The organism is Streptococcus parauberis NCFD 2020 (assembly GCF_000187935.1).
GTDB lineage: Bacteria > Bacillota > Bacilli > Lactobacillales > Streptococcaceae > Streptococcus > Streptococcus parauberis.
Map to the genome: position 1 here is coordinate 476119 of NZ_AEUT02000001.1, position 12108 is coordinate 488226.

Annotated in this window: 14 protein-coding genes; 8 read left to right on the forward strand and 6 right to left on the reverse strand. The window is 34.8% G+C overall.

The window, feature by feature from the left end:
• Positions 1 to 66 precede the first annotated feature (66 nt).
• The 5 genes from SPB_RS02350 to SPB_RS02370 form a co-directional block, all read right to left on the reverse strand.
• The gene (locus SPB_RS02350; protein WP_003102643.1) at positions 67 to 279 is read right to left on the reverse strand and encodes a DUF4649 family protein; all 213 of its coding nucleotides are present in this window, start codon (positions 277 to 279) and stop codon (positions 67 to 69) included.
• A gap of 20 nt (positions 280 to 299) precedes the next feature.
• Complete coding sequence (locus SPB_RS02355) at positions 300 to 647, reverse strand: DUF1831 domain-containing protein (RefSeq protein WP_003103804.1); 348 nt, start codon at positions 645 to 647, stop codon at positions 300 to 302.
• Position 648: 1 nt separating this feature from the next.
• On the reverse strand, positions 649 to 1776 hold the full coding sequence (locus SPB_RS02360; protein ID WP_003104403.1) for a cysteine desulfurase family protein: 1128 nt from the start codon (positions 1774 to 1776) through the stop codon (positions 649 to 651).
• Positions 1777 to 1784: 8 nt separating this feature from the next.
• Positions 1785 to 2753: a ribose-phosphate diphosphokinase gene (locus tag SPB_RS02365; RefSeq protein ID WP_003103411.1), complete on the reverse strand. Its 969-nt coding sequence runs from the start codon at positions 2751 to 2753 to the stop codon at positions 1785 to 1787.
• Between the two features lie 117 nt (positions 2754 to 2870).
• The gene (locus SPB_RS02370) at positions 2871 to 3443 is read right to left on the reverse strand and encodes a CYTH domain-containing protein (RefSeq protein ID WP_003104780.1); all 573 of its coding nucleotides are present in this window, start codon (positions 3441 to 3443) and stop codon (positions 2871 to 2873) included.
• A gap of 92 nt (positions 3444 to 3535) precedes the next feature.
• Here SPB_RS02370 and yjbM point away from each other — a divergent pair, with 92 nt between their 5' ends.
• The 6 genes from yjbM (at position 3536) to SPB_RS02400 (ending at position 9258) form a co-directional block, all read left to right on the forward strand.
• Positions 3536 to 4207: a GTP diphosphokinase gene (gene yjbM / locus SPB_RS02375; protein ID WP_003103704.1), complete on the forward strand. Its 672-nt coding sequence runs from the start codon at positions 3536 to 3538 to the stop codon at positions 4205 to 4207.
• Entirely contained in the window at positions 4182 to 5018 is an 837-nt protein-coding gene (locus SPB_RS02380) for an NAD kinase (RefSeq protein WP_003102823.1), read from the forward strand. The genes yjbM and SPB_RS02380 overlap by 26 nt, the downstream gene beginning before the upstream one ends.
• Positions 5015 to 5908: an RluA family pseudouridine synthase gene (locus tag SPB_RS02385; RefSeq protein ID WP_003105449.1), complete on the forward strand. Its 894-nt coding sequence runs from the start codon at positions 5015 to 5017 to the stop codon at positions 5906 to 5908. The genes SPB_RS02380 and SPB_RS02385 overlap by 4 nt, the downstream gene beginning before the upstream one ends.
• Before the next feature lie 16 nt (positions 5909 to 5924).
• Positions 5925 to 6917, forward strand: a complete 993-nt coding sequence (gene pta, locus SPB_RS02390) for a phosphate acetyltransferase (protein ID WP_003104541.1) — start codon at positions 5925 to 5927, stop codon at positions 6915 to 6917.
• 65 nt (positions 6918 to 6982) lie between these two features.
• Complete coding sequence (locus SPB_RS02395; RefSeq protein ID WP_003104893.1) at positions 6983 to 7741, forward strand: SDR family NAD(P)-dependent oxidoreductase; 759 nt, start codon at positions 6983 to 6985, stop codon at positions 7739 to 7741.
• A gap of 173 nt (positions 7742 to 7914) precedes the next feature.
• Positions 7915 to 9258, forward strand: coding sequence for an MFS transporter (locus SPB_RS02400; RefSeq protein ID WP_003104345.1), 1344 nt, complete (start codon positions 7915 to 7917; stop codon positions 9256 to 9258).
• A 47-nt stretch (positions 9259 to 9305) separates the two neighbouring features.
• Here the strand turns inward: SPB_RS02400 and SPB_RS02405 are convergent, their stop codons facing one another.
• On the reverse strand, positions 9306 to 9992 hold the full coding sequence (locus SPB_RS02405) for a Na+ driven multidrug efflux pump (RefSeq protein ID WP_254655061.1): 687 nt from the start codon (positions 9990 to 9992) through the stop codon (positions 9306 to 9308).
• Between the two features lie 163 nt (positions 9993 to 10155).
• Between SPB_RS02405 and SPB_RS02410 the strand changes: the two genes are divergently transcribed.
• On the forward strand, positions 10156 to 10998 hold the full coding sequence (locus SPB_RS02410) for a Cof-type HAD-IIB family hydrolase (RefSeq protein ID WP_003105919.1): 843 nt from the start codon (positions 10156 to 10158) through the stop codon (positions 10996 to 10998).
• A 151-nt stretch (positions 10999 to 11149) separates the two neighbouring features.
• Positions 11150 to 12103, forward strand: a complete 954-nt coding sequence (locus SPB_RS02415) for a zinc-binding dehydrogenase (protein WP_003102796.1) — start codon at positions 11150 to 11152, stop codon at positions 12101 to 12103.
• The last annotated feature ends 5 nt before the right edge of the window (positions 12104 to 12108 follow it).

Sequence of the window (12108 nt, forward strand, 5' to 3'; positions counted from 1 at the left end):
AAAAATTTTATAAAATATGTATAAAAAAACCAATTTTGACATGTTAAATCAAAATTGGTGAAACTATTATTTTTCATTTCGTTTAAGCAGATAAAAATAAAGGTCTCCATAAGTTCCCTGATAATTTAATTCTTGTCCGTCTACAGTTACAGAAATAACTGGATGGTAATCAGGGGTTGAAATATCACAAGAGACTTGAGCCCGTTCAAATTCCTTAAAATCTGAAAATAAAACTGTTTTTTCTTGTTTACTTTCATTAAAAAAACTGACTTTAATCATTAATTTCTCCTTATAGAATCTTAATTTTCTTGTTTGATAAAAATATCTCGTTCTACCAAACTATCCATTAAAAAGTAAAATTTATCTTGAATAATTTTGTTATCTTCTGACTTAAAGATGTTGACCAAACGAAGAGCAGATTTGTCTGTGATAGTTAATTTAAAAGAGCTTAAATCTTTATTGATTGTGATTTTTAAAGGAAAACCTTCACCGGAATTTGGAACTTCCTCTAACAGTCGAGTTAATTCATAGTGGCCAATTTTAGTTTCACTAAAAGTTGTATCACGCAATGTATATTTCTTTACTTTTGGACTGATGATATAAGTATATTTGCAATCCTTTAAGGCAATTTCTTTTTCAAAAGCCATTCTATTCTCCTATTATTTTTTTTATTTCATCTACTAGAAAATCAACTTCCTCAATGGTGTTTTGGTCTGAAAAACTGATCCTAAGTGATTCAATTAGTTGATGAGCATCTTTCCCATAATAACTTTCCAAAACGTGACTTGGTTCCACCGTTCCTGCAGTACAAGCAGAGCCAGTTGAGACTGCTACTCCTGACAGATCTAGGCGGGTTAATAGCAAGGCATTAACTTGTCCGGGAAAGCCCAGATTAATGACATGTGGTAAGGATTTGTTGCCCTTATTAAGATAAAAAGCAGTGCCCTGCAATTGTTCCAAAAGATGTTCCTTAAGTTGCTCAACATGCTGATAATTTTCAGACATCATTTGATAAGCATCAGTAAGAGCTTTTGTCATTCCAACGATTCCAATTAAATTTTCAGTACTTGAGCGTCTCTTTTCTTCCTGATCACCGCCATGTAGAAGTGGATCAAAAAGAACATCATCTTGATAAAGGAAACCAACTCCTTTTGGTCCATGGAATTTATGGGCAGAAGCCGACATCATATTAATTCCAAGATTTTTTGGGAATAGTTGCACTTTTCCCATGGTTTGAACAGCATCAACATGAAAAACGGCTTGGTGATCTTTGAGGATGTCACCAACTTCAGCAATTGGGAGAAGATCACCAGTTTCATTATTAGCTGACATCATGCTAACTAAAATAGTGTCTGGACGCAGAGCTTTTTGAAATTCATCTAGTGAGATAATCCCATCTTTTGCTTCTAGGTACGTAATCTCAAAGCCAAAACGCTTTTCAAGATAGTCCATGGTATGAAGAACAGAATGATGTTCAATGGCAGTAGTGATAATATGCTTACCTTTATCTTGGTGAGCTAATGCATAGCCTTTAATCGCCGTGTTATTACTTTCAGTACCACCTGAGGTATAAATTAATTGACGACTTGGAACATCGAGTAAATTGGCAATCTCTTGACGACATTCCCTTAAAGTCTTATTGGCCAGTCTGCCAAAAGAGTGAATGCTAGATGGGTTACCAAAATTAGAAGCCATGACCGAAGTCATGGCAGCAATTACTGAATTACTTAGTGCAGTTGTCGCTGCATTGTCAAAATAGATTAGTTTATTTTTCATTTTATTTTTTATTTAGTTGAGTCAAAAGCAAATAGTGGGCTTAGTGGTTTTTTTTCATGAATTCTAATGATAGCATCTGCAATTAATCGACTTGAAGAAATGTACTTAACATTATTTGGGATACGATTTTTTGTTTTAACAGAATCAGTTATAAGGATTTCTTTAATTGGTGCAGCCTCTAAAACATCAGCAGCTCCGCCAGCAAAAAGTCCATGACTTGAAACAGCATATATTTCTGTTGCTCCACCACGTTCTAAAATTTTTGCAGCTTCCGCAAAAGTTTTACCTGTGTTTAAAATATCATCAATCAAAATGGCCTTTTTGCCTTCAACATCACCAATGATAAATCCTTGTTCACGTTCAGAATCGTCTTGTGCATAGTCAATAATAGCAATTGGGGAATCTAGATATTCAGCTAATGAGCGAGCTCGCTTAATACCTGAATTTTTTGGACTAACAACAACAACATCGTTACCTGATAAACCTTGTTTACAATATTCTTTGGCAAATAGTGGAATTGTAAATAAGTTATCTACAGGAATATCGAAGAACCCTTGAACTTGAACTGCGTGTAAGTCAAGCGTTAAAACACGATCAATTCCAGCTTTTGTTAACATATTAGCAACAAGCTTTGCTGTAATTGGTTCACGTGAACTTGCAATACGGTCTTGTCGAGAATAGCCAAAATATGGTAATACAACATTGACAGTATTAGCAGAGGCACGTTTACATGCATCAATCATAATTAAAAGTTCCCAAAGGTTATCATTAACTGGGAAACTTGTTGATTGGATAATATAAATATCATCTCCTCGTACAGTTTCTTCAATGTTAATCATAATTTCACCATCAGAAAATTGACGTGATGAAAGTTTTCCTAAAGGAATACCAGCCGCTTCAGCAATCTTTTCCGCAATTGGAAGATTTGAAGTTAGTGAAAATAATTTGATTTGCTTATCAGCATATCGTTCAGTCATTAGAGATTGTGCTCCTTATTTTATGAGGAATAGTAGTCAAATTTTTGATTCTATTCTAGATTAATTTCAACACTTTAATTCTATCAAAAAATGAGAAAAAAATCAGTCTTTTAGCTATTAATTTTCGTCTTTTAGAGTTTTGCTAAATCGTGCAACTTTACTTTTGGCAAATTTAAAAGAAATCTGATTATCATTTAAGTACTGATTAAAGTCTTGTTGACCTTTTTCAGCTTGGTCAACTTCAAGCTCTAACTCATAATCCTTAATGTTAGCATATTGGTTGTAATCTAGAGCAATTTTACCAATTGATGTGTCTGTTTCACGACGAACTGTTGTAAGGTGACCAAAACAAGCTAATTGGTCTTGCTCAATATCTAGAGCATCGATTATTTCTTTAATTGGTGAAACTATTAAGGAAAAATCCTTAATTAAAAATTTAGCTTGTTTATTAGATAAACTTACATTATATTCACGGTTGCCAACTTCTTCAGGGACTTTAAGGGTCATTTCAGCCTTATCAGCTAGAGTTCGAATCCTCAAGGACATTTTATGTTTCTTTAAATCAAAATTAGGGGTATCAATATAGTAATTAGTTTGTGTCACAGGCTGAATGTGCGACATTTTTGCTAACAAACGATTATATTCATCCTTTGTTAACAGTGTTTTATATTCAATTTCTAGGTTAGTCATGCAAATTCCCTTTGCTTTCGTTTTATGCTATAATTAATTGTTATTTCAATTTTATATTAAAGAAGAAATTTTGACAAGAAAGGAGTGGCAACGTGCCTCTAGATTGGGAAGAATTTTTGGATCCATACATCCAAACGGTTGGAGAACTAAAGATTAAATTACGTGGTATTCGTAAGCAGTTTCGTAAACAAAATCGCTATTCTCCAATAGAATTTGTAACAGGTCGTGTCAAATCTGTTGAAAGTATTAAAGAAAAAATGCAATTACGAGGCGTCCTCGAAGAGAACATTGCTCAAGATATTCAAGATATAGCTGGTCTCCGAATTATGGTTCAATTTGTTGATGATATTGATGAGGTATTGAATCTTTTACGCCATAGAAAAGATATGTCAATCGTTTATGAACGGGATTATATTCGTAACATGAAATCCTCTGGATACCGTTCGTACCATGTGGTGGTCGAATATCCAGTTGATACAATTGATGGCCAAAAGAAGGTTTTAGCTGAGATTCAAATTAGAACACTTGCAATGAACTTTTGGGCAACAATTGAACATTCATTGAATTACAAATATCGAGGTGAATTTCCAGAAGAAATTAAAAAAAGACTTTCGACAACTGCAAAAATGGCTTTAGAGCTTGATGAAGAGATGCGTAAAATTCGCGAAGATATCAGAGAAGCTCAGCTATTATTTGATCCAGTTACGCGTAATTATAGTGATGGTGTAGGAAACAGTGATGACTCAGATGAATTATACAGATAAAGCTACTCGTGTAGCAATCATAGCTAATGGAAAATACCAAAGTAAGCGTGTCGCTTCAAAGCTTTTTTCTGTTTTTAAAGATGATCCAGATTTCTACCTCTCAAAAAAGAATCCGGATATCGTTATTTCAATTGGTGGAGATGGGATGCTCCTTTCTGCCTTTCATATGTATGAAAAAGAACTTGATAAGGTACGGTTTGTAGGTGTCCATACCGGTCACCTTGGGTTTTATACAGACTATCGTGATTTCGAAGTTGATAAATTAATTGAGAACTTACGTAAGGACAAGGGTGAAAAAGTCTCTTATCCAATTCTTAAAGTAAAAATTTCACTAGAAGACGGACGTGTGATAACTGCGCGTGCATTGAATGAAGCAACCATTAAAAGAATCGAAAAAACAATGGTAGTAGATGTAATTATTAATAATGTTCGATTCGAAGCTTTCCGTGGAGATGGTTTATCGGTTTCAACTCCAACAGGGAGTACAGCCTATAATAAGTCCTTAGGCGGTGCAATTCTTCATCCAACAATTGAAGCTTTACAATTAACAGAAATTTCCAGTTTGAATAATTTAGTTTTTCGGACTGTAGGTTCATCTTTGATTATTCCCAAGAAAGATAAAATCGAATTAGTTCCGCAAAGAACTGGTATCTATACTGTTTCAATTGATAATAAAACCTATAATTTAAAGAACGTTACAAAAGTTGAATATTTCATTGATGAAAAGAAAATTAACTTTGTTGCGACTTCTAGTCATACAAGTTTTTGGGAAAGGGTTAAAGATGCCTTCATCGGTGAAATTGAGTCATGAGATTTGATTATACAGCCGACCGCCGGACGAAAGTAAAGACACTTTTGAAGGGGCATGACGTTTCCAAGGGTCTACTAGCTAAAGTTAAATATCGTGGTGGTAAGATTCTCGTAAATGAGCAAGAACAAAATGCCACCTATTTATTAGATATTAATGACATTGTAACTATCCACATTCCAGATGAATTGCCTTTTGAAAAGTTAGAAGCTGTGTCACATCCTTTGGATATTGTATACGAAGATGAACATTTTTTGGTGATTAATAAACCTTTTGGGTTTGCCAGTATTCCAAGTGCTATTCATTCAAATACTATTGCAAATTTTATTAAGGCTTACTATATTGAAAAAGATTATCCCAACAAACAAGTCCATATTGTTACTCGATTGGACAGGGATACAAGTGGATTGATGCTCTTTGCAAAACATGGCTATGCGCATGCTAGATTAGATAAGCAGTTGCAGGCTCGGTCTATTGATAAACATTATTATGCATTAGTCTCAGGGCCAGGACAATTACCAGATAGCGGTGAGATTATTGCACCAATTGGTCGTTCAAAAGATAGCATCATTACTAGAGCAGTTGATCCAATGGGCAAGTATGCTAAAACAACATACCAAGTTGTTGGACGCTTTGCGGAAAATGTCCATTTAGTTGACATCAAACTACATACAGGAAGAACTCACCAAATCAGAGTTCATTTTTCTCATATTGGTTTTCCACTCCTTGGTGATGACCTTTATGGAGGCCGGATAGACCTTGGTATTACAAGGCAAGCCTTGCATTGTCACTCATTAAATTTTTATGATCCTTTTACTGAAAAAGAAAGTAAACATGCAATTGATTTGACAGATGACTTTGAGAACGTTATCATAGATTTACAGAAAAAATAAAAAGAGGTATAGAAAAATGAATATTAGAAGTTTATTCGGTGGATTACGCGAAAAAGTTGTTGGTAAAAACATGAAAATCGTATTTCCTGAAGGAAATGACGAACGTGTTGTCCGTGCAGCGGCGCGTTTAAAATTTGAAGGTCTTGTAGAACCAATCATCCTCGGTAAAACTGATGAAATACATTCAATTCTTACTCAACTTGGATTCAAAGATCAAGAATATATCATTATGGATCCAGAATCTTATCCTGAATTTGAACAAATGAAAGCTGAATTTGTTGAAATTCGTAAAGGTAAAGCAACTTTAGAAGATGCTGACAAAATGTTAAGAGACGTTAACTATTTTGGTGTTATGTTAGTTAAAATGGGTCTTGCTGATGGTATGGTTTCAGGAGCTGCTCACTCAACTGCTGACACTGTTCGTCCAGCTCTTCAAATCATTAAAACAAAACCAGGTATTTCACGTACATCAGGTGTATTCTTAATGAACCGTGAAAACACAAACGAACGTTATATCTTTGCTGACTGTGCTATCAATATTGATCCAAATGCACAAGAATTAGCTGAAATTGCTGTTAACACTGCTGAAACAGCTAAAATTTTTGATATTGAACCTAAAATTGCTATGTTAAGCTTCTCAACTAAAGGTTCAGGTAAAGCACCTCAAGTTGATAAAGTAACAGAAGCAACCAAAATTGCTAAAGAATTAGCGCCACAATTATCTTTAGATGGTGAATTACAATTCGACGCTGCCTTTGTTCCAGAAACTGCAGCAATCAAAGCCCCAGATTCAGATGTTGCTGGTAAAGCTAACACATTTATCTTCCCAGACTTACAATCAGGAAACATTGGTTACAAGATTGCACAACGTTTAGGTATGTTTGATGCCATTGGACCAATCTTACAAGGTTTAAATAAACCTGTAAATGATTTATCACGTGGATCTAGTGCTGAAGATATCTACAAATTAGGTATTATTACTGCTGCACAAGCTTTAGAAAACAAATAATAGATAGAGTGGACTTGATTTCCTTGTGAGGTCAATCCGCTTTTCTTTTAAATTAGGAGAAAGATATGTCTAATAAAGTTGCCTTAGTTACAGGAGCTTCAGCCGGTTTTGGAAAAGTAATTGTTACAAAATTAATAGAAGATGGCTATCGCATTATCGTCGCTGCCCGTCGCTTGGAAAAATTAACTGAACTACAAACCATTTTTGGTCAGGATAAAGTATATCCTGTTCAAATGGATATTACAAAAACAGAAATGATTGACCAAGTCTTAAAATCACTTCCAGAAGAGTGGTCTCAAATTGACTTATTAATCAACAATGCTGGCTTAGCCATTGGACTTGATAAAGCATATGAAGCTAATTTTGAAGATTGGATGACGATGATAAATACCAACATCATCGGGTTGACCTATTTAACACGACAAATTTTACCTCAAATGGTTGACAGAAATAGTGGGATGATCATTAATTTGGGATCAACTGCTGGAACAATCCCTTATCCTGGTGGTAATATTTATGGTGCGACTAAGGCTTTTGTTAAACAATTTTCACTAAACCTTAGAGCTGATTTAGCTGGTACAAAAATTAGAGTGACTAATATTGAACCAGGTTTGTGTGAAGGAACTGAATTTTCATCAGTTCGTTTCAATGGTGATGAAAACCGCGTTGATGCTGTTTATCAAGGTGCTAATGCCATTCAACCGATTGATATTGCTAATACAGTCAGTTGGATTGTAAGTCAACCAGAGCATGTCAATATCAATCGCATCGAAATCATGCCAGTAAGTCAATCTTATGGACCACAACCTGTTCATAGAGATTAAAAATTAATAAAAGATACTTTTCATTAGTCCTGATATTTGATAAAATAGATAGAGCTTTGACAGACAGAAAATATAATTTTAATTGCAACAATTAAATGGGTGCTTAGATATATTCAAGTACCCTTTTGTCTGGCTCTAATAACTTTTAAACATCAATCTTAAATGAGGTAACTATGAATACAAAACAATGGCATGTGATGCCAGCAATTATTTCCACGGCTATTTTAAGTTTCTGTGGTGTCTTAATTGAAACATCAATGAATGTCACTTTCCCAGAATTAATGTCTCTATTTTCAGTTGGACCCGCTGCGATTCAGTGGCTAACCACAGCTAATTTGCTAGCAGTAGCATGTATTGTACCCTTATCAGCTTATTTAATTAGGAACTACTCTGAACGCTATATTTTTATTTTAGCTAATAGTCTATTTTTAATTGGGATGGCTATCGACAGTATTGCCCCTACTTTATCAATTTTACTGATTGGTCGAATTCTTCAAGGAATGGGGACTGGGATTGCCTTACCATTGCTCTTTCATATCATCATGAGTCGGGTTGAATTTGAAAAAAGAGGGTTAGTGATGGGAGTGGCGACCATGACTACCTCATTAGCTCCAGCAATTGGACCAAGTTATGGGGGAATTATCCTGGCTTACATGGGATGGCAAATGATTTTCGTAACACTTTTTCCACTAATCCTTTTATCTACATTCTTTGGTCTCAAATCAATTCCCAATCGTGATGTTCTGATAATTGAAAAAGTCAATTGGTTGGCATTTGGTGTACTAGGGATTGCCTTATCAACTTTATTGATATCTATTGAAAAACTTTCAGTGATCCTATTTATAGTCAGCATGCTGTCATTTGTTTTGTTTTATTTCTTCAACAAGAAAAAAATGTTATTGAATTTGCAAGTCTTTAAGAACACAACCTACTTAATTCTATTACTGGGTGTATTGACCTATCAAATGATTCCTCTAGCTCTATCATTCATCTTGCCTAATCATTTGCAGCTTGTCCTCAACCTAAGTTCAGTACAAGCTGGACTCTTTATGTTCCCTGGTGCTATCTTAGCAGCAATACTCTACCCACTATCAGGACATATCTTAGATCGGCTGGGTGCCTTTAAGCCACTTGTTTTGGGATTATCCCTTGCTATTATTGGACTCGCTTTTATGACGATTGCCTTGATGGGCAAATCAGCCCTCTTCTTGTTAGTTTCAGATATCCTAGTTAAAGCGGGGATGGGTGTTGGTGCAAGTAACATGATAACATCTGCACTTACGAAACTGGAAAAGAACCTAGAAGCTGATGGTAACAGCGTTTTAAACACTTTACAACAATTTGCAGGAGCCTTTGCGACAGCCGTTGCCTCTCAGTTTTTTGCTATTGGACAAGCCAGTGGTCAAGTAAATGGCGAAAGCTTTGGAGCCCGTAATGGAGTCTACTTTATTTTAGTCTTTGTCGTCATTACCTTTATTAACATCCTTATCTTAAAAAATCGAAAAGCTATTTCATAACAAAAAGCCTTAATCTTTGATTAAGGCTTTTCTAATTGCAGAGCAATTTAAAAATCATCAGAAATGGAAGGACCAGAAGTCACATCAGACCATCCCACAATAGCTTGCGCTGTTTCTTCCAAGTAATCAGCCAAGATAGGTTTTATATCCTGAACATAATCCAAACTTCCAAGGTAGGTGCCCTGCTCATCTTTTAAGGCATAATAGGATTGATAATAGATGTGATCAGCCGATGCTGAAGGTAATAAAAAGTGTTTCTGGTCAATTCCATTTGGTTTGACCAACTGTTTTTGAATCCAAGATTCAATTTTTAGATTGTCATCTTCGAAAAAGCTACCATTAAATTGATGGTTATGCCTAATAATTGTTCCTGTTTGGTCAGCTAATCTGACTTGAAAAGGATGAGCATTGATCATTTGATTTGCAATCGTAAAATAAAAATTTGTTAGTTTAACATTTAGTGCTGAAAATTGTTTCATCTCAACTAAATTTTCTTTATAGACCAAATGAGAATTGCTTAGCTCAGCTGTACTGAATATCAATTGTGGAAGCAGTAGCCTATCATCATTTTTAGGTAGAAATACTGCTTGGAAGTCTCTGCTTTTTTCCATAGAAAAAGTAGAAGATATGGTAAGATGGAATAAATGAGAAAAATGTTCTTCAAGAGTTTTGTATAGTGATTCGAGCTCTGCATCTTGATTTGGATTCAGTGCTAATACATTGTAAGGATTCATCATACTACAATGATAGCGACTTTTTTCTGAAATAGCAATTCTACTGTTCTTTTTTTAAGCGGAGGAGATGACCATAGGATAGTATTATAAATTCACACTAAAAGCCTAGAATCAAATCTTTATAGCATAGTATAATGTAGTTAAGAAAAATATGAGGTGAAATATGTCAAATAAAATTATCTTTTTAGATGTTGATGGAACTTTAGTTGATTATCATAACCAGATCCCGGAATCTGCAGTTAAAGCTATTCAAGCAGCGCGTGCAAATGGTCATATTGTTTTTGTGTGTACAGGTCGGAGCCGTGCAGAAATGCAAAATGAGATTTGGGATATGGGCATCGACGGCATGATTGGTGGCAATGGTTCATATGTTGAATACCATGAACAAGTTATTATGCACCAATTAATTTCTAAAGAAGAAGCTAAACATATCGTTTATTGGTTACATGAACGTGGTTTAGAATTTTATTTGGAATCAAACAACGGGCTATTTGCCAGTGAGAACTTTAAAGAAGCTGCCCGTCCGGTATTGCGTACCTATGTTATGCGTAAAGGCAAGACCGAAGAGGAAGTTCAAGGAATGGAAGCAGAAGATGCCTTGCATGGTCTCGTTTATGGTGGTGAACTCTATCGTGATGATTTAAATAAAGTATCTTTTATCCTAAATTCTTATCAAGATCATTTGGATTCAAAAGAAGAATTTCCTGAGCTTGTAGCAAACACCTGGGGTGGACGTGGTGAAACAGCTCTTTTTGGTGACCTAGGTGTTAAGGATATTAACAAAGCTCACGCTATTGATGTTATTTTAAAACATTTACAAAAAGATAAAAAAGACACTATTGCTTTTGGTGATGCAAAAATTGATATTCCAATGCTTGAGTTTTGTGAAATTGGTGTATCAATGGGTAATGGTGGCCCAGAAATATTAGCTATGGCAGACATGATTACAGATGATGTAGAAGAAGATGGTCTCTATAATGCTTTTGAAAAATTAGAACTTCTATAATGAGAGTCGGTGAAAACACCGACTTTTTTTATTTGATAAACTTTCTAAAATTGGTAAATATCATCTATCAACTTCTAAGGATGAAATAGTCAAAATAATTGACTTATTTTTAATGAAACTATAGACTAAAGGTAAAATATTGGAGGTTCATATGAAAGCTATTCAAGTTTCAAAAGCTGGTGGACCTGAGGTGTTGAAACTAGTTAAAATACCAAAACCATCTGTTAAAGAAGGGTGGTCACTGATAAAAATTCTTGGATTTGGGATAAATCGCTCTGAAATTTTTACAAGACAAGGTTTTTCACCAAATGTCACTTTCCCCAGAGTATTAGGGATTGAATGTGTTGGAATTATGGAAGAAGCAAGTTCTAATTGTTCATTAGAAAAAGGACAATTAATTCTTTCCATTATGGGCGAAATGGGGAGGGCTTATGATGGTTCCTATGCTGAATATGTCTTAATCCCCGATCAACATATTTATCCAATTACTAGTCAACTTCCTTTAGATCAATTGGTTAGTTTACCTGAATCCTTTTATACAGCCTTTGGTGCGATGAAACAGTTGAAAATTTCAGCTGGTGATACTGTATTAGTCAGAGCAGGTGCATCTGCTCTTGGGATAGCTTTTTTAAATTTAGTCAAAGCCAAATATCCCAAAATAAAAGTCATCGCTAGTGTCAGATCTATAACCAAAGAAAAACAACTATTAGAACTAGGCTATGACCAAATCATTTTTGATCAAGATGGTAAACTACAAACAGATTTATTATTTACAAAAGTTCTAGAATTAATTGGGCCAAAAACAATAAATAATAGTATTAGTCACATGTCTAAGGGAGGTATCATTTGTTCTTGTGGGCAACTGGGTTATCAGTGGTATCTAGAGGAATTCGATCCAATAGTGGCTTTGTCTAATAATATCTATTTAACAACTTTCTACTCTGGGAATGTCTCACAATTACAAATTCAAGAATTATTAGATTATGTCGATGATAATAAGGTAACCATTCCAAAACCGAAAGTTTTCAAATTAGAGGAAGTTGCGGATGCACATATCTTTATTGAAGGAGATAAAGGATTTGGAAAAGCAGTAGTTTTAGTGTAGGAGAT

Excerpts from the sequence above, each read along its gene's own strand:
- SPB_RS02350 (WP_003102643.1), bottom strand. The coding sequence starts at position 279 with ATGATTAAAGTCAGTTTTTTTAATGAAAGTAAACAAGAAAAAACAGTT.
- pta (WP_003104541.1), top strand. The coding sequence starts at position 5,925 with ATGAATATTAGAAGTTTATTCGGTGGATTACGCGAAAAAGTTGTTGGT.
- SPB_RS02355 (WP_003103804.1), bottom strand. The coding sequence starts at position 647 with ATGGCTTTTGAAAAAGAAATTGCCTTAAAGGATTGCAAATATACTTAT.
- SPB_RS02400 (WP_003104345.1), top strand. The coding sequence starts at position 7,915 with ATGAATACAAAACAATGGCATGTGATGCCAGCAATTATTTCCACGGCT.
- SPB_RS02380 (WP_003102823.1), top strand. The coding sequence starts at position 4,182 with ATGACTCAGATGAATTATACAGATAAAGCTACTCGTGTAGCAATCATA.
- SPB_RS02405 (WP_254655061.1), bottom strand. The coding sequence starts at position 9,992 with ATGAATCCTTACAATGTATTAGCACTGAATCCAAATCAAGATGCAGAG.
- SPB_RS02360 (WP_003104403.1), bottom strand. The coding sequence starts at position 1,776 with ATGAAAAATAAACTAATCTATTTTGACAATGCAGCGACAACTGCACTA.
- SPB_RS02365 (WP_003103411.1), bottom strand. The coding sequence starts at position 2,753 with ATGACTGAACGATATGCTGATAAGCAAATCAAATTATTTTCACTAACT.
- SPB_RS02370 (WP_003104780.1), bottom strand. The coding sequence starts at position 3,443 with ATGACTAACCTAGAAATTGAATATAAAACACTGTTAACAAAGGATGAA.
- SPB_RS02415 (WP_003102796.1), top strand. The coding sequence starts at position 11,150 with ATGAAAGCTATTCAAGTTTCAAAAGCTGGTGGACCTGAGGTGTTGAAA.
- SPB_RS02395 (WP_003104893.1), top strand. The coding sequence starts at position 6,983 with ATGTCTAATAAAGTTGCCTTAGTTACAGGAGCTTCAGCCGGTTTTGGA.
- SPB_RS02410 (WP_003105919.1), top strand. The coding sequence starts at position 10,156 with ATGTCAAATAAAATTATCTTTTTAGATGTTGATGGAACTTTAGTTGAT.
- SPB_RS02385 (WP_003105449.1), top strand. The coding sequence starts at position 5,015 with ATGAGATTTGATTATACAGCCGACCGCCGGACGAAAGTAAAGACACTT.